The following is a 16,088-nucleotide window of genomic DNA, read 5'->3' on the forward strand; positions in this document are numbered from 1 at the left end:
GGAAGGCCTTTCCGCGTTTGCGGCGTCTGTCCCTCCGGCTCACCATATTTAATAAAGCGAATTAGCGGTTCGCGACGCTTTCTTCCGCCTTCTTCACCAGATCCGGACCGACAATTTCCGTCCATTTCTCATAAACGCCACGGCTTGCATCAACAAATTTCTGCCGCTCTTCATCCGTGAGATGCGTCACAGTCACACCAAGGCCTTCAATCGACTTATACAGAGAGTCATCCCCTTCGGTCAGGCCTGTACGCGCTACTTCGATGCCATATGCACCGGCATCTACAGCTGCCTGACGGATAAGTTCCTGATCTTCAGGCGTGAAGTCGTTCCAAACCCTGTGGCTAACCGCAAAAATCAGCGGATCCGCAACATATCCCCAAGTGGTGACATACATCTGACCGACGAGATGCATTTTCGCAATGGTGAAAATCGTCAACGGATTTTCCTGACCATCAACGGCGCCTGTGGTGAGCGCAGGTTTCGCATCCGCCCAGCTCATCTGGGCCGGGTTCGCGCCAAAAGCCGTGAAGGTATCATTGAAAAGCGGAGAACCGACTACGCGAATCTTCATGCCTTCCAGGTCGGCTGGCGACCGAACTTCCCTTTTTGAATTTGTCAGTTCCCGAAACCCGTTTTCAGCCCATGCCAGAGGTTCAACACCTTTGGAACGGACGATTTCAAAAATTTCCTCGCCGACCGGACCACCGGTCAACGCATCCATGGCCTTATAATCCGGAATCAGGAATGGCAGTGCGAAGATATTCATTTCCGGAATTTGCGGTGACCAGTTGATGGTGGAGCTGACGGACATGTCAATCGCTCCCTTGCGCACCGCGGTGAATTCCTTGGTTTGTTCACCGGCTACAAGCTGCGTACCGGGGTAGGCCTTCATATTGATCCGGCCATCGGAACGTTTCCGCACCAGTTCAATCCATTTGTCTGCAGCAAGTCCCCATGGAAACGGCGCAGGCACAACGGTTGAGACCTTATATTCAGACTTGTAGTCGGCCGCATATGACGGCGAAATACTGGCAACGCCAATCAAGGCGGACGCAAGCAAAGCATACAGTTTCATTGTCTTTTCCTTCCCTTTTTATGAAAGCCGCGCGTTATGCCACGCGGTCTCCTTTTTTGACCTGAACGGTCCTGTTATCCACCGCAGGAAGCATTCTTGCGGGGTCTCTCGTGACGACAACATCTACGACGCTTGGGCGGTCTTTTTCGGAAAATGCGCTGAGCAATGCGGCTTCCAACTGGTCCGGGCTTTCAACGCGGACTCCATGGCATCCCATAGCATTTGCCACGCTGGCATAGTTGGTTTCCGAAAGTTCCGATGACTGGTAATTTCCATCCCCATACATCAGATGCTGCAAAGCTTTGACATATCCGGACGCGGCATTATTGACGACAACAATGGTCACGCCAAGATTCATTCGACGGGCCGTTTCCAGCTCACCCAGAACCATGTTGAAGCCGCCATCGCCGGTAATTCCAACCACGATTGCTCCTGGCTCGGCCAACTGAACACCCATCGCACCTGGCAGCCCATAGCCAATTGAGGCAAAGCCACGGTCCGGAACAAATGCCCTGCCCGCTTTCTTTGTATCAAAGAGTAATCCGCCCCAATGCGCGGCAAACCCACCATCGGCAACGAGATACCCATCCTCCGGCAGCAGCTTGTTAATTTCCGTGATCAGCCGCGCCATATGCACAGGCGTTTCATCTGAATTAAGACGCTCCGACACATCATCCCGCCAGACTGCCATTTTTTGGGGGATTTCCGCAATATAGCCTTCGCGCATTTGCCGCTGTTCGCTCACGCTGTCTTTCAGCAGGTCATAAAGGTCATTCAATCCGGATTTAGCATCGCCCCATAGTTTGAGTGCGGGCTCATAAGTCCGCCCCATTTCCTCGGCGACGATATCGAGATGAATGACGGGTCCATTGGCTTCGGGGATGGTATATCGTTTGGTGGCAATCTCGCCCAGCTTACATCCAACTACCAACAGGCAATCGCTTTCGGCAATCAAGTCATTTGCAATGCGGTCATATCGACCAAAAAGACCGGCACTCAGCGGATTGGAACAGGCAATCGCCCCTTTACCCGTAAGCGTATGGGCAACCGGAATACTACAGGCTTCGGCCAATCGCGTAACCTGCTCTTGCGCGCCGGAAATATGGACGCCACCGCCGCAGAGTATCATCGGTCGCTTCGCCGTTGCAATAAGAGCCGCTGCTTTTGCCGCCATCTCGGCATCCGGGCGGCAGCGAAGGGATGGCATCCTGGAATGAGCACCATCAACAGCGAATTCTTCTGGTTCGAAATTATGGGTCCCGTGCGCGATATCTTCCGGCACATTCACCACGACCGGACCCGGCCGGCCGGATGTCGCGATGGCAAAGGCCCGCCGCATGATTTCCGGAATTCGGTGAATAGTCTCGATTTTGAGGAGTTCCTTGCACGCGGGCCGGAGTATGGAAACCTGATCCGTTTCCTGGGTCATATTCTTCCCGGCATGATCGCGATGCGCATCTCCGATAATGGCAACCATTGGGGAGCCCGCGTTTAAGGCTTCCACCAGTCCGGTCACCAAGTTCGTTGCCCCCGGCCCCAATGTCGCATCGACCAAACCGACCCGGTTTGATACCTTGGCATAGGCATCTGCGGCGAATACCGCGCAGCGCTCATCATTGATCAGATTGTGATTAAGGCCCAAACGCCGTGCCGCGTCATAGAACGGCAAGAGCTGAAACCCGCCCATACCGAACATCGGGCCCGCCTCATGTGCGAGTAGCATCCGAACCAGCGCTTCACCGCCTGTCATTTCATTTTTAATCATTAACTTGCCTTTTTGAGTGTTTCTTGCGCTGCGGTAACCATCATTTCCGACGTAACACGCAGCATGTCTTCGAGATTCGGCGCATAGGAGACCAGCGAACGGGGCGCACCGAGGCGGCGAACCGGGCCTTTAAGTGTATGGCCAGCCTTTTCAGCAACGGTGGCAACGATTTCCGCCCCAAACCCTCCGACAGCAACCGACTCATGAGCGACGACCAGATGGCCGGTTTTGGCGACACTTTTCAGTACAGCCTCTTTATCCCATGGCCACAGGCTGCGAAGGTCAATGATTTCGGCGCTGACACCCTGATTGGAGAGAGCCTCAGCGGCTTCCATCGCAAGATTCGCGGTATTTGACCAACTGACAATGGTGACATCCGAACCTTCACGCCGTATTTCAGCTTTTCCAAACTCATATTTTTTCGAGAAATCAACGTCGCCTTCAAGGTCCCAAATACCCTTATGCTCCAGATAGACCACAGGATCATCGCAGGCGATGGCCGCCATTAACATGGAATAATTATCCTGAGGCGTTCCGGGGCATACGACGACAAGACCAGGGATATGCGCATACCAGCTCTCAAGGGATTGGGAATGCTGCGCTGCGGATGAACGCCAAAGGCCCATCGGTTTTCGAATGACCATCGGCGCACGCGACTGGCCGCCGAACATGAACCGGGCCTTTGCGATCTGGTTGACCAGTTCGTCTGTCGCACATAACGCAAAATCTGAGAACCGCATTTCGACGATTGGGCGTGTGCCGATCATCGCGGCGCCAAAAGCGGCACCCATAATTGCGGCTTCGGAAATGGGCGCATCGGAAATCCGTGCCTCGCCAAATTCCTCACGTAATCCCTTATACTGGCCGAATACACCCCCGCGACCCAAATCTTCGCCCACGCACCAGACAGTCGAGTCCTCTCGCATGGAGTGCTGGATGGCAGCAAGGCTCGCGTCTCTATAACTTAATGTCGGCATCAATAAGCCTCCACTGCGGGACTACCGATATCCTGCACATCGTTAAATGCTGTCGCATCTGCCGGGAATGGCGTATTGGCGGCTTCTTTGAGTATATCTATCATTTCTTTCTGAGCACTCTGATGTAGAGACTGTGTGTCGGCTTCCGACATGCCAGCGGTCTGCAAAATTGCGCGCTGGCGTTTTATCGGATCGCTCCTTTTCTCTTCTTCGGTCGCCTCGTTTGCCGGGCGATAGGTTGCCGGATCAAATGACGTATGGCCAGTACGGCGATAGGTTTTCGCATGAAGAAATTCCGGCGGTCCGCCCGCGCGCAAGCGTGCGGCAATATCTGCGGCCGTATCGGCGATCGCCTCCACATCATTTCCATCAACCGTTGTCGATCGCATCCCCAAAGACACAGCCCGCGTAGCGGCGCCATCGCCCGCCGTCATCGACGCCGTCCTTGTCGTTGCGGAATACTGATTATCCTCACAAACAAAAAGTATCGGAAGCTTGAAGACAACCGCCCAGTTCATCCCCTCCAGAAAGGGTCCCCTGTTAATGGCGCCATCACCAAATATGTCGACCACAATTCTATTGTCACCCAGCAACTTGATCGCATGGGCCGCACCGGCCGCAATCGTGATATTCGCACCAACGACACCATTGGCGCCCAGCATCCCAACATCAAAATCCGCAATATGCATGGATCCGCCCTTGCCACCGCAACAACCGCCCTCCCGGCCGAGCAATTCGCGCATCATTGCGAGGGAGCTCGCACCCTTGGCCAGTGTATGTCCGTGACCACGATGCGTTGACAGAAGAATATCCTCTTTTTTCAGGTTATGCATGATGCCGGCGGCGACGGCCTCCTGACCAATGGAAGGATGAATCGCGCCAAGCACCAGCTGATCGCGCTCCGCTGCCAGACAGGCCTGCTCCTCAAACGCGCGAATACGCTCCATCATCTCGAGCAACGATCGCCCACGCTCAAAATTGTGACCGGCGGAAGTCATTTATTTTGTTCCCTTTCCAATGCATTAAACCGACCGGCGAGCCGACGGGCCTCTCGTTTCAATCCCGGCAGAAGAAGATCGTCGATACGCGACTGTTTCATTCTGTCGTTGATGGCACCGATGGCGAGAGCCGCGACCAACCGGCCACTGGCTGTTACGACAGGCACGGCGATCGCGCTCATGCCACTGACAACCCCTCCCTGATTGCGAGCATAGCCATGCGCCTTAAAAAACTTATACTCAGTTTCCAGACCCTCATTGGTGACGCCATAGTCAGTCAGCCAGTTCTTGTTGACCCGGCAGACGGCTGCCCTTTGATCTTCAGACAGCGAACAATAAAGAGCGAGGGAACCTGCACCGACCCCCAAGGGTCGGCGATCTCCTTTATCAAGCGTAAGGGTGCGAATCGGAAATGCCCCGACCTTTCGGCTGACACAGATTGAGGCCGCGCCCTCCGGGACAGACAGGAAAACCGTATCCTCCGACATTTCCGCCAAGCGTGTCATACCACGTTCGGCAAAGGCGCCGACGTTGACTCGCTCCGCATTTCGGGAAAGCTCAGCGAGTTTAGATCCCAGCCGATAAACCCTGGTCGCAGGATCCTGGAAAACATAATCGACCTCGCGCAAAGACGCCAATACACGAAACGTGGTCGTTTTCGTGAATTTCGATTGCGCCACAATTTCCGTAAGATCCGCACCCTCAGACGCAAGTGACAGCACATCCAGCACGCGCGCTGCACGGGCTATCGAACCTTTTGGTGCCGACAAGTTTGTCATGCTCTCTCCCGCTAATTCCGTTTATCGGAATTTTTTGTTGCGCAATTTGAAACTTATTGAAGGGAAGAGTCAAGATATGTAAGGTCAAAAAATGTCAGAAAATCCAATTTTACTCGATTCTATAACGGATGCAGATGAAGGGCACCGGGGCCAGATTGTGGTTTCCGGATCGCATGGTGGCATCTATCCGGCTGCCATTGCATCCCAAGCAGGTATTCGCGCTGTCCTGTTCAATGACGCGGGCATCGGCCTCGATCAGGCTGGTGTCGCCGGGGTGCTTGCGCTTGCCGGAAGCGGCATGGCTGCTGCCGCGATCGACTGCCGAAGCTGCCTGATAGGATCGGCGGAAGATGCCTTTAGGCGGGGAATCCTTACTACCGTAAATTCCATCGCAGCCCAATGTGGCCTGACGGCTGGCATGCCGGTAGACAAGGCAGTACGTGCACTTGAAAATGCACCGCAACCGCAAGGCCTTCTACCCGAAGTGAACGAATCCAGAAATGAACTGCGACTGAAAGAAAACGGACTGGAGGTATTGATGGTGGATTCTGCCTCTCTTGTGACCCCGGAAGATAAAAGCAAGATCATAGTTACCGGGTCGCACGGTTACCTTATTGGTGGAAATCCAGCCCGGGCGCTTAAAGCCGCCGCACGCATCGCTGTTTTTAACGACGCCGGGGTGCTCTCCAATAAAGTCGGTATTTCTCGGTTGCCTGCCCTTGATGATCAAGGAGTGGCTGCCGTGACAGTCTCCCATGAAACGGCACGAATCGGCGATGCCCGATCCACTCTGGAAACCGGGGTAATATCGAAAGTCAACAGGCACGCGCAGAGTGCCAACGCGGAAACAGGCATGAAATTGAAGGTCTGGCTAACAGCTTTATAGCATCATTCTCATAGAGGGTTATCTCGCACCAATTTGCTCGAATTGTGCGAGCGGTTCTGATTGAATGGAATGATCAGAGCTGAATTCATTCAGGCGCGTGTCGGTAAACTCATTTGCAAAAAACCGCGTCCGCATATTATGATGGCGCAAAATAATAATAACGGTAAATTCCCGATGTCCAATTTAAGGGCCTTACGGCCAGTTCTACCGATCCTGATCGCCGCCGCTGTGATGTTGAGCCTGAGTTTCGGCCTTCGGCAAAGCCTGGGTCTTTTTATGCCATCGCTTACGCAGGATATTGCCGTTACGATTACGGACTTCACCTTCGCGATTGCCATACAGAACCTTGTCTGGGGCCTCTGTCAACCATTTGCCGGTATGTTCGCTGATCGATGGGGATATCGCCCCGTTATGGTCGGCGGCGCAGTATTTTACGCCATAGGGATGATTTGCCTTGTCAACGCGAGTGGAACGATGACGGTAATCCTCGGGGCGGGTATTTGCGTCGGCATTGCCATGGCTTGCGCGTCCTTCGCGATGACGATGTCTCTCACCTCGCGGCTGGTTCCCGCGTCAGTGCGCAGCACCGCCCTCGGCATTATGTCCGCCGCCGGATCAGTAGGTGCGATGTTCACGGCCCCACTCGGGCAATTGCTTGAATCGCTTTATGATTGGCATGTTGGCTTAATTGGTTTTACCGTCGTCGCCCTCGTTATCATTCCTGCGGCCTGGATTGCCGGACGCGTCGACAAGGAAGCACCGCTGGAGCTTTCCGAGAACAACTCGGATCGACTGCCCGCAGGAGCCGCCGTCGCCGTTGCGTTCCGGCACGCACCGTTTCTGGTAATGGCGATTGCTTATTTTGTATGTGGCATGCAACTCGTCTTCCTGACAACGCACTTGCCTTCCTACCTCGTTATATGCGGAATGGATCCAATGCTGGGCGCATCCGCACTTGGCATCATTGGCGGTTTCAATGTCGTGGGCAGCCTCTTTTTCGGCTGGGCTGGCGGACGCTGGTCGAAGCAGGTTTTGCTTGGGATAATCTATGTCTCACGATCATTTGTCCTTGCCATATACTTCATTCTCCCCCCCACCCCGACAACGACGATACTGTTCGCGGCCGTTATGGGGTTCCTCTGGCTTGGTGTCTCACCGCTTGTCGCCGGATCCGTTGTTGAGATGTTCGGTCTGCGCTGGCAAGCAATGATCCAGGGGCTCGCTTTTTTTAGCCACCAGATTGGCAGTTTTTTTGGCGCCTTCGGTGGCGGCTGGCTGTTTGACCTGCTCGGCTCCTATGATCTGGCGCTACAAATTGGCGTTGGACTGGGGATTTCAGCCGGTCTGGCGCAAATTATGTTTGCCCTATACAGACCGCCCGAGAAACCCCTGCCCGCGTAAGCATTTGTAAGAAATGCAATGCGCTCATCTATTGCCCTGAAAACTTCGCGGGACGCTTTTCCAGGAAATGGGCGACGCCTTCTTTAAAGTCCTCGCTCGCAAAACTCTTGATCATTTCCTCATTGCCGGTTGCGACGGCATCGCTCAGGCTTTGGAACTGGGCTTCATACACTTGGCGTTTCATAACCGCCATGGAGCGTGGCGAGACGTTTTGCGCAAGATCCGCTGCATAGGCTTTGACAGCTGGCATCAGAGCGTCGGCATCATGAACCTGGTTCACAAGACCGAGTTGCAGGGCTTCCTCCGCCGTCACCTTACGGGAGGACAGCAGGAGATCCAGCGCCGCCGAGTGGCCAATCAAGCGCGGCAGCATCCAGGAGATACCATGCTCAGCGATCAGGCCGCGTTTCGCGAATGCCGTCATGAAGATAGCGTCCCGGCTGGCGAAGCGCATATCGCAATATAGGGACACAACCATCCCCAATCCGGCAGCGGGGCCATTAATAGCGCCAATGATGGGTTTGCTGATGGATGGAAAATAGGAATATTGCGTCTGGAAGTCCGACCGGACTGCAACATTATATGCCTTTGTACCATATACCGCGCCGGCCTCTCGCTTTTCCGATCCATCCTCAATTCCGCTCAAGAGATCCATATCGGCCCCGGCGCAGAACCCACGACCTTCCCCGGTGAGGATAATAACCCGAACCGCATCATCTTTTTCCGCAGATTCCATCGCGTCACGCACTTCGCGTTCCATCGTCCGGGTCCAGGCGTTCAGCTTATCCGGCCGGTTCAGGGTTACTATTGCGACACCGTTTTCTGTTTCGAATTTTATATGCTCATAGGCCATTACATTTCCCTTTTTATTGCTTTTGACGGGGAATAAAGTTTAACCCAAATCAGAAGAGGCGTCTCGCTGTCTTTTTTGAGGCCCCAATCTCGACCTTAATCCACGGACTACAGACCCATGTAGCTATTGATGAATTCTTGCGGCAAGAGCAATTACTTTCATTTGAAGATGCGCCGCCCTAAAGCATCCATAAGAAAAAACCTTGCCCTGCATTGATTGCGACAGCTAACGGTACTTATGATAGGACGAGGTTCAAGATTTCAGCCTTTTTATGCATCCCGTGGCCAACCTATATTTGACCTTCAAAAATTTCGTATTTCGGATCATTTCAACAAGCCTAATAAGATTGCTCCCCATTTACATCATTTTAATCTATTATGTGATCGGGGGACGATTGTATCGACGCATATATTTTCTAGTTTCGATTTTTTGCCCTCCCGATATTTTGTAGCAATAACATACTCTTAGCAAGTGTGTGCAAATAACGGTATTTTTAGAGGAGGGGAAGTAAAAATGACAACTACACTGGTAATTGGTCTTGATGGCCATGAGTCGGGGGAACGTGTTCTTGACTATGGCAAGCGAATGGCAGGTCTGATCAAGGACAGCGAACTTCTGGTCGTCTATGTCGTTGAATGGTCACCCTATTCATTTCAGACGCCTGAGGAAAATGCGCAGCGCCACAAGCGAAGAGATGAAGAAATCTCCCTCGCGACCGAACGGGTGATCGATCCAGCATTGGCGAAGCTGAAAGAGGCCGGCGTCAACGCCCGGGGCGTCGTTCGCCATGGCCATGTCGCAGACATTCTGAACGCTGTCGCCAAGGAAGAAGGCGCGGAGCAAATCATCGTCGGGCGTGCCTCAAATCAGGGGCTGGTTGATCGACTGTTTGGGAGCTCAACGTCTACTCTGGTGATGAGCGCACATGTACCTGTAACTGTGATTGGCTGAAGGGGGAGTTGTCATGAGAAAAATATTTATCGCACTGCTAGTTCAGATTGCAGCAATCGCCGCCGTCGGGCCCGCGCTCGCCCAGGAGGCAATGTCGCTGGACGCTCAGGTAAATCAGACGTTCGCCGCCGTCACAGGCCCGTTTGTCAGTTTTATCTTCGCACCCATCCCGGGAACCAGCTTTCCCTGGATCGTGATGTGGCTTGTCATTGCCGCCTCTATCTTCACAATCTATTTCGGTTTCGTCCAGTTCCGCTTCTTCGGGCATGCAATCAGCCTGGTGAAGGGCGATTATTCAGACCCTAATGACGCAGGTGAAGTCAGCCATTTCCAGGCCCTTGCAACAGCCCTCTCGGGCACTGTCGGACTTGGCAATATTGCTGGTGTGGCCGTCGCTGTTGGCATTGGCGGCCCGGGCGCTACCTTCTGGATGATCCTTGCCGGGCTTCTTGGCATGGCGTCAAAATTCACGGAATGTACGCTCGGCGTTAAGTACCGGAATGAATATGAAGATGGCACGGTCTCAGGTGGACCGATGTACTACATATCGAAAGGTTTCAAGCAGCTCGGCATTCCGGGCGGCAAGCCTCTCGCTATTCTCTTCTCCATTTTCTGTATTCTCGGCGCCCTCGGCGGCGGTAATATGTTCCAGGCGAACCAGGCCCACGCCCAGATTTCCGGCATTGTTGGGGAGTATCCCGGATGGATTACCGGTGTCGTCTTCGCCGTCGTCGTGTTTGCCGTGATTGTCGGCGGCATGAAGTCAATTGCGCGGGTAACTGAAAAGGTCGTCCCCTTTATGGGCATCATGTATGTAGCCGCCGCGATTATTATTCTCGCGGTCAATTACGACCAGATCGGTTGGGCTTTTGGTCAGATTTTTGAAGGTGCCTTTACGGGTCTCGGCGTCGCTGGTGGGTTTGTCGGTGCATTGATCCAGGGATTCAAACGGGCGGCCTTCTCCAACGAAGCCGGTGTCGGCTCCGCCGCCATCGCCCATTCAGCCGTAAGGACGAAAGAACCGATCACGGAGGGAGTTGTCTCCCTGCTGGAACCTTTCATTGACACGGTGGTTATCTGTACGATGACGGCGCTGGTCATCATCATCACAGGCCAGCTTATTGTTGATCCGGCAACCGGCGACTACATGATGAATGGCTCGATGATTGCCACGGTCGGCGGAACATCCGGCGTTGCATTGACCTCCGCGGCCTTTGGATCCGCTGTCAGCTGGTTCCCGTATGTTCTGGCGATCGCCGTGATCCTGTTTGCTTTCTCGACAATGATTTCCTGGTCCTATTACGGACTGAAAGCCTGGACCTATCTGTTCGGTGAGGGGAAAACAACGGAGCTGATCTTCAAGCTGATCTTCTGCGCCTTCGTGATCATTGGCGCCGCAGCAAGCCTCGGGCCGGTCATTGACTTCTCGGATGCCGCGATTTTCGCGATGGCCGTTGTCAATATTTTCGCGCTTTACTTCCTGATGAAGTTAGTGAAACAGGAATTCTATTCCTATCGCGAGCGCCTTGCTTCGGGTGAAATCAAGAAGTTCAAAGGCTAACAACAGAGGGAGACGCCCTTCAAGAGCGTCTCCCTTTACATTTCCAATCGCGTTTTCTTTTTTATGAAATTTTGGTGTTGCACGCCGCGCCGTGGACCGAAGGTCTCGTCTGCCCAGACGAAATATGCTACGGTTTTGCTTCAAGGACCGTAAAGACGCGTAAAAATCACTTTTTTATAAATAAACAAGGGCGGATTTAGCGATCATGAAAAAGCTGACCAGTGCCGTTTTTCTATTGTTCTTTGTCCTGACCGGAGCGGCCCTTGCCGATGTCGACAGGAATGTGGCTGCGGCCCTCACTGATATCGAAAAATATGAGCAAAAGTATTCCGGACAGACTTCTGCCTCGAAAACGAGTATCAATCGTGACTTGAAGCTTCTGAAGTTAACCCGCCAGCGACTTGATGACGCAGCAGATCACAGCCAACCTGAATGGCAACAGGCCGATCAACGGTACAATGCCCTGTTGACGCATCTGAATAGCCTACTGAACCCATCCGGCGGCACATCAAGTGCGACCTCGACTACGTCAACAGCACCGAAGAAAGCTGACTCACCTACCGCCGCGACTACATCAAGTTCAGCGCCCAAACAGATGATCTCTCAGCAACGCGTTCATATCAAAAAACTGAAACGCGATGTTGAAAGCGCGACGGATACTGTCGACAAAGCCGGACCCAAACCTTTCCAGGACCCGACTTATGTTGAAAAAGTGGATAACGCCGTTGGCAGGTTTCAGGGTACATATGCCAAATTCACAGATTTTAAAGATGACCCGGATGTTGTTGCCGCTGCAAACGCTCTGGCTACGCTGGAAAATATGGTCGCCTTTGGGAAGGATCACGCCGCGAAGGAACTTGCCGAACTTGGGGATGTGCAGGCGCGGCTTACAGAAATCAATGGCTATATTCGTCAGCTAAAAATCCCGCCTACGCCGGAACAGCCGTTTGAAAAAGGACAATTGGCGCAATGGCTCCGCGATCTTGCCAAAACACGAAAAGCCGCAGTTTCTATCTATCAGCCCATACCCGAGATAACGAAACGCGCCTATCTGCCGAATAATGTCGGCACCGTAGAACAGGGCGCTCCCTATGACCTTCAGGATGTCGACAGGTTTGATCGCTACCTGCGAGAAGTTGTTGGCAATATAGATAATGGCGTTAGAACTTTCACTGCCAACCTTACCCATACCGTCCAGTTTGAGACCGAGAACCTGTCATACTATGACAATTTTGACCCTACGGACCCACAGCAACAAATGCAGCAGTTCCTGCTCGCCGGGCGGGCGGATGAAATTCGTCAGGAACTGGCAGGAAAACATCTTCTGGTCAGCGAAGCAGCCGAATACGCAAAGCTTCTCAAGCACGACACCTATGACGACAGGGTTACACTGCTCGCCCGCGTCGAAGATGTCGCGAGCAGATATGAAAGCAACTACAAAAAGGCACGGGAATTGGTGCGGATGCCAAAAGCGGCAACAACGGATTCCGATCTGACCGATATCGCGATGGAAACGCTCAAGAGCCCGGATTATGGCTATGTGGGGGAGATTAAGCGTCTTGTTATCAATACCGAGAAAGCCCATCGTACCAAAAAGACCAGTACAGCGGAATTCGACAAGGTCGATGTCAGCTCAACCGGCACCGTCACACTTTCAGGAACGGAAACCACCTATTTTTACGAATGGGATCAGTTTCAGGTCGCAACCGCGGAACCGGCGGGGGATAAATTCTATATCTTCTATACAACGCTGAAATATTATACCTCCGGCGCGGAGAGAACCCCGCTCAATCAATGGATCATCAGCGGAAGAATTCAGGGAAGCGAGATTCCGGAACAAAATATTGAGTTGGATTAGCAGCCTGTCAGGAAGATGACTTTCGCAAAGCCTCTACAAGCTCGATAAAACTATCGACATCATAATCAAAGGGAACAGGTTTTTCTTCCGGCGCAACGCCCGGACCATACTCAAGGGGTCGGTTGACGTAAGCGGTTTTAAAGCCGGCATTCTTTGCCCCCTCAAGATCTCGCGCATGGCAGGCCACCATCATGATCTGCTCAGGCGGCAATTGAAGCAGGGCAGCGGCATCATGATAAATTGTGGGATCGGGCTTAACTTTCTTGAAAAAATCAGCGGAGATTATTCCATCCCATGGAAGGTTGTTGTGGCGACTTATATCGAGTAAGCATCGAAAGTCCCCGTTGGAAAAAGGCAAGATCATATAGTCTTCTTTCAACTCTGCGAGACCTTCCACAGCGTCACCCCAAACACCCAGATGGTTCCAGGCAAGATTGAAATCTTCAATATCTTTGTCACTAAGCCCGCTTATCCCATACTCATCAATCAGGCATAATAGTTTTTCTCGATGGATTTCAGCGGTCGGGATGACTTCCCTCTTTCCTGTGGAGATATCGCCAAGCGCTTGCAGATAGCCGTCAATGCGCCATTTGTTGACGAACTCTCCCCATGGAACAGCGATCCCGGTCTTGTCTGATATTTTTTGCCCTTCCTGCGTCACGGAAGAATACCAATCCGTGACGGTTCCGAAGACGTCAAAACACAGGACCTTTACATTTGAAGCAAACACGATCTGACCTTTCTGCTTTCGTCCATTATCAAGCTAAAAATTCTGTTCAAAAAACCGATAGATTTATAGCTGTTGGAATGTTCAATTTATGTGTAACCGTCTGCATGTTATAATTCAAGGTGAGGAAAACCCCGAATACGACTGCGCTGCGGCGGAAAAATTAGGCCTTTCGGTTCTTGATAACGTAAAAGAACTTGCCAGCAAGCTCACATACTTCTTATATAATATTAAGAGAGAAAAAATATCTTCTTAATTCTATATAAGAGAGTATTTATTATGATCCAATTATGGCCTGGATATAGTAAGGCCGATCCCGTCAAGGCCCGATTTGTGACGAACACTGCATATCACAAATCTGTTGGTGGACTTTTGGGGAAATTTGTTCAAAATAACCTTGGGCGCTTAACAGAAAAAATGCCACCTATCGCGTCACACGATAAGTGAACGGAGTTTCGAAAATGAATGAAACAGCAGCCTACGTACCCCCAAAGGTCTGGAAATGGGAAATGGAAAGCGGCGGCCGCTTTGCCAGCATCAATCGCCCTATCGCGGGTGCAACCCATGAAAAGGACCGTCCCATCGGCAAGCATCCGATGCAGCTTTATTCTCTCGGAACGCCTAATGGGGTCAAAGTCACGATCCTTCTGGAGGAATTGCTGGCAAAAGGCTTTTCCGGCGCGGAATATGACGCCTGGCTCATCAATATCGGAAAGGGAGATCAGTTCAGCAGCGGATTTGTTGAAGTCAATCCAAACTCCAAAATTCCGGCATTGATGGATCATAGCGGCGAAAAGCCGATACGATTATTTGAGTCCGGGGCAATCTTGCTGCATCTGGCTGAAAAGTTCGGAGCCTTTATCCCAACCGGCGTTGCCAAGCGGGCAGAATGTCTCTCTTGGCTTTTCTGGCAGATCGGCAGCGCCCCTTATCTTGGCGGCGGATTTGGCCACTTTTACGCCTATGCGCCGGAAAAATTCGAATATCCGATTAACCGCTTCGCCATGGAGGTGAAGCGGCAGCTCGATGTTTTGGACCGACAACTAGCTGACAACCGGTATATCTGTGGAGATGAGTATACAATTGCAGATATGGCCATCTGGCCCTGGTATGGTGCGCTGGTTTTAAACAGGGTTTATGAGGCGGCCGAGTTTCTTGACGCCGCCTCCTACAAGCATGTTAACCGCTGGACGGAAGAGGTCGGTGCCCGGGATGCAGTTCGACGCGGCCGCATGGTCAACAAGACGGCCGGTCCGCTGGAAGAACAACTCCACGAACGACACGATGCCAGTGATTTCGAGAACAAGACTCAGGACAAACTCGAAGCAGTGGACGACGCGAGCTAGACGAAGTTGCACGATAATTCCGCCCGGCAGCAACCGGGCGGGAAACCGGCACCAAGGACGTTGAACAGATGACGGATGCAACCGATATTACCCCGTTTGAACATATCAAGCTCACAGTCGAAACGCAAATTCCGCTGGTTCGGGCAATGGAAAAAGAGCTTGGGCGGGACAAGGCCCATCAACTGGTGCGGCAGGCACTGGACAGCCGCAACCGGAAAATATCCGAGGCACGATCGCGCGAAGCGCCGATGACCATTCCTAAACTTGAAGCCGAATTTGCCTCGTTCGGGATAGGTGTTGATTTCGAATTTGATGTGCTAAAGCGCAGTGACGATGAGTTTCACGTCGATGTGCATAAATGTGCCTATACAAAAATGATGGAAGAGATGGAGGCCCGCGATCTTGGTCCGCTGCTGATCTGCAACTGCGATTATGCGCTCGCGGAAGGTTTGGGCCTAGAACTCAAGCGCGAAAAAACCTGCATGAAGGGCGATGGGATGTGCGACTTTCGCTTTCGCAAAGTAGAGAAATAAGATCTACTTCTGCGTCCATTTACCGTTTTCATTCAGAAACCAGGTTCCCTGCGGCGCCTTCTTGAAGATTTCCACAGCATAAACCCGCCCGACCTGTTCAACGGTGACGTTTTCCGCCTTCGCGCGTTTCACGTAAATGGCGCGCCGTTGCTCATTCAGGGTGGCAACAAATCCTTGCGCTGACCCATCGCGCGCGCGGGCAAATCCATCAAACGCCTCCCCCACCGCACCGGAGCGCCGCATGTCTTCAAGCTGGTCCGCCCAAGCGGGCACGCTCGCAAAAAGCGGGAGGCACGCAATAATGGAGAGAGAGAGCACAGCTTTCCGAAAAAGCTGCCTGCGGCTCAAATTTCCAATGTTTTTTCCAGATCGCAT

The 16,088-nt window shown here is 52.6% G+C and carries 15 protein-coding genes; 7 read left to right on the top strand and 8 right to left on the bottom strand.

Annotated features, from left to right (window positions below; all coding sequences use genetic code 11):
* Positions 1-61: 61 nt before the first annotated feature.
* From P1U71_RS05170 to P1U71_RS05190, 5 genes are read right to left on the bottom strand one after another with little or no spacing between them, the layout of a single operon-like run.
* Positions 62-1,078 carry a DctP family TRAP transporter solute-binding subunit gene (locus P1U71_RS05170; protein WP_301104487.1) on the bottom strand — a complete coding sequence of 339 codons (1,017 nt, stop codon included), beginning with the start codon at positions 1,076-1,078 and terminating at the stop codon, positions 62-64.
* Positions 1,079-1,112: 34 nt separating this feature from the next.
* Positions 1,113-2,843, bottom strand: coding sequence for a thiamine pyrophosphate-binding protein (locus P1U71_RS05175; RefSeq protein WP_301104488.1), 1,731 nt, complete (start codon positions 2,841-2,843; stop codon positions 1,113-1,115).
* Entirely contained in the window at positions 2,843-3,820 is a 978-nt protein-coding gene (locus P1U71_RS05180) for a transketolase C-terminal domain-containing protein (RefSeq protein ID WP_301104489.1), read from the bottom strand. The genes P1U71_RS05175 and P1U71_RS05180 overlap by 1 nt, the downstream gene beginning before the upstream one ends.
* Complete coding sequence (locus P1U71_RS05185; protein WP_301104490.1) at positions 3,820-4,818, bottom strand: thiamine pyrophosphate-dependent dehydrogenase E1 component subunit alpha; 999 nt, start codon at positions 4,816-4,818, stop codon at positions 3,820-3,822. Before P1U71_RS05185 ends, P1U71_RS05180 begins: the two co-directional genes overlap by 1 nt.
* A complete protein-coding gene (locus P1U71_RS05190; protein WP_301104491.1) occupies positions 4,815-5,597 on the bottom strand; it encodes an IclR family transcriptional regulator in 783 nt (260 codons plus the stop codon). Before P1U71_RS05190 ends, P1U71_RS05185 begins: the two co-directional genes overlap by 4 nt.
* 91 nt (positions 5,598-5,688) lie before the next feature.
* Here P1U71_RS05190 and P1U71_RS05195 point away from each other — a divergent pair, with 91 nt between their 5' ends.
* A complete protein-coding gene (locus tag P1U71_RS05195) occupies positions 5,689-6,483 on the top strand; it encodes a hypothetical protein (protein ID WP_301104492.1) in 795 nt (264 codons plus the stop codon).
* A gap of 174 nt (positions 6,484-6,657) precedes the next feature.
* Positions 6,658-7,884 carry an MFS transporter gene (locus P1U71_RS05200; protein ID WP_301104493.1) on the top strand — a complete coding sequence of 409 codons (1,227 nt, stop codon included), beginning with the start codon at positions 6,658-6,660 and terminating at the stop codon, positions 7,882-7,884.
* Positions 7,885-7,912: 28 nt separating this feature from the next.
* Here the strand turns inward: P1U71_RS05200 and P1U71_RS05205 are convergent, their stop codons facing one another.
* Positions 7,913-8,737 (bottom strand): enoyl-CoA hydratase, encoded by an 825-nt coding sequence (locus P1U71_RS05205; RefSeq protein WP_301104494.1) that lies wholly within the window; start codon positions 8,735-8,737, stop codon positions 7,913-7,915.
* 513 nt (positions 8,738-9,250) lie between these two features.
* Here P1U71_RS05205 and P1U71_RS05210 point away from each other — a divergent pair.
* From P1U71_RS05210 to P1U71_RS05220, 3 genes are all read left to right on the top strand, one after another.
* The gene (locus tag P1U71_RS05210) at positions 9,251-9,688 is read left to right on the top strand and encodes a universal stress protein (protein ID WP_301104496.1); all 438 of its coding nucleotides are present in this window, start codon (positions 9,251-9,253) and stop codon (positions 9,686-9,688) included.
* Positions 9,689-9,701: 13 nt separating this feature from the next.
* Positions 9,702-11,249, top strand: a complete 1,548-nt coding sequence (locus P1U71_RS05215) for a sodium:alanine symporter family protein (RefSeq protein ID WP_301104497.1) — start codon at positions 9,702-9,704, stop codon at positions 11,247-11,249.
* A 205-nt stretch (positions 11,250-11,454) separates the two neighbouring features.
* Entirely contained in the window at positions 11,455-13,107 is a 1,653-nt protein-coding gene (locus P1U71_RS05220) for a hypothetical protein (protein WP_301104498.1), read from the top strand.
* A gap of 7 nt (positions 13,108-13,114) precedes the next feature.
* Here the strand turns inward: P1U71_RS05220 and P1U71_RS05225 are convergent, their stop codons facing one another.
* The gene (locus P1U71_RS05225; protein ID WP_301104499.1) at positions 13,115-13,837 is read right to left on the bottom strand and encodes a haloacid dehalogenase type II; all 723 of its coding nucleotides are present in this window, start codon (positions 13,835-13,837) and stop codon (positions 13,115-13,117) included.
* A gap of 458 nt (positions 13,838-14,295) precedes the next feature.
* Here P1U71_RS05225 and yghU point away from each other — a divergent pair, with 458 nt between their 5' ends.
* Both yghU and P1U71_RS05235 read left to right on the top strand, forming a co-directional pair.
* Positions 14,296-15,180, top strand: a complete 885-nt coding sequence (yghU, locus tag P1U71_RS05230; protein ID WP_301104500.1) for a glutathione-dependent disulfide-bond oxidoreductase — start codon at positions 14,296-14,298, stop codon at positions 15,178-15,180.
* Between the two features lie 68 nt (positions 15,181-15,248).
* Positions 15,249-15,713 (top strand): L-2-amino-thiazoline-4-carboxylic acid hydrolase, encoded by a 465-nt coding sequence (locus P1U71_RS05235; protein ID WP_301104501.1) that lies wholly within the window; start codon positions 15,249-15,251, stop codon positions 15,711-15,713.
* Between the two features lie 3 nt (positions 15,714-15,716).
* Here P1U71_RS05235 and P1U71_RS05240 read toward each other — a convergent pair whose 3' ends face one another.
* On the bottom strand, positions 15,717-16,088 hold the full coding sequence (locus P1U71_RS05240) for a YdbL family protein (protein ID WP_301104502.1): 372 nt from the start codon (positions 16,086-16,088) through the stop codon (positions 15,717-15,719).

The sequence above is a fragment of the Sneathiella sp. genome (genome assembly GCF_029233945.1).
GTDB lineage: Bacteria > Pseudomonadota > Alphaproteobacteria > Sneathiellales > Sneathiellaceae > Sneathiella.

What these genes read in the sequence shown, in the direction of transcription:
- P1U71_RS05215 (WP_301104497.1), top strand. Translation starts at nt 9,702, where the DNA reads ATGAGAAAAATATTTATCGCACTGCTAGTTCAGATTGCAGCAATCGCC.
- P1U71_RS05180 (WP_301104489.1), bottom strand. Translation starts at nt 3,820, where the DNA reads ATGCCGACATTAAGTTATAGAGACGCGAGCCTTGCTGCCATCCAGCAC.
- P1U71_RS05205 (WP_301104494.1), bottom strand. Translation starts at nt 8,737, where the DNA reads ATGGCCTATGAGCATATAAAATTCGAAACAGAAAACGGTGTCGCAATA.
- yghU (WP_301104500.1), top strand. Translation starts at nt 14,296, where the DNA reads ATGAATGAAACAGCAGCCTACGTACCCCCAAAGGTCTGGAAATGGGAA.
- P1U71_RS05220 (WP_301104498.1), top strand. Translation starts at nt 11,455, where the DNA reads ATGAAAAAGCTGACCAGTGCCGTTTTTCTATTGTTCTTTGTCCTGACC.
- P1U71_RS05175 (WP_301104488.1), bottom strand. Translation starts at nt 2,843, where the DNA reads ATGATTAAAAATGAAATGACAGGCGGTGAAGCGCTGGTTCGGATGCTA.
- P1U71_RS05190 (WP_301104491.1), bottom strand. Translation starts at nt 5,597, where the DNA reads ATGACAAACTTGTCGGCACCAAAAGGTTCGATAGCCCGTGCAGCGCGC.
- P1U71_RS05200 (WP_301104493.1), top strand. Translation starts at nt 6,658, where the DNA reads ATGTCCAATTTAAGGGCCTTACGGCCAGTTCTACCGATCCTGATCGCC.
- P1U71_RS05185 (WP_301104490.1), bottom strand. Translation starts at nt 4,818, where the DNA reads ATGACTTCCGCCGGTCACAATTTTGAGCGTGGGCGATCGTTGCTCGAG.
- P1U71_RS05170 (WP_301104487.1), bottom strand. Translation starts at nt 1,078, where the DNA reads ATGAAACTGTATGCTTTGCTTGCGTCCGCCTTGATTGGCGTTGCCAGT.
- P1U71_RS05240 (WP_301104502.1), bottom strand. Translation starts at nt 16,088, where the DNA reads ATGCGATCTGGAAAAAACATTGGAAATTTGAGCCGCAGGCAGCTTTTT.
- P1U71_RS05210 (WP_301104496.1), top strand. Translation starts at nt 9,251, where the DNA reads ATGACAACTACACTGGTAATTGGTCTTGATGGCCATGAGTCGGGGGAA.
- P1U71_RS05195 (WP_301104492.1), top strand. Translation starts at nt 5,689, where the DNA reads ATGTCAGAAAATCCAATTTTACTCGATTCTATAACGGATGCAGATGAA.
- P1U71_RS05235 (WP_301104501.1), top strand. Translation starts at nt 15,249, where the DNA reads ATGACGGATGCAACCGATATTACCCCGTTTGAACATATCAAGCTCACA.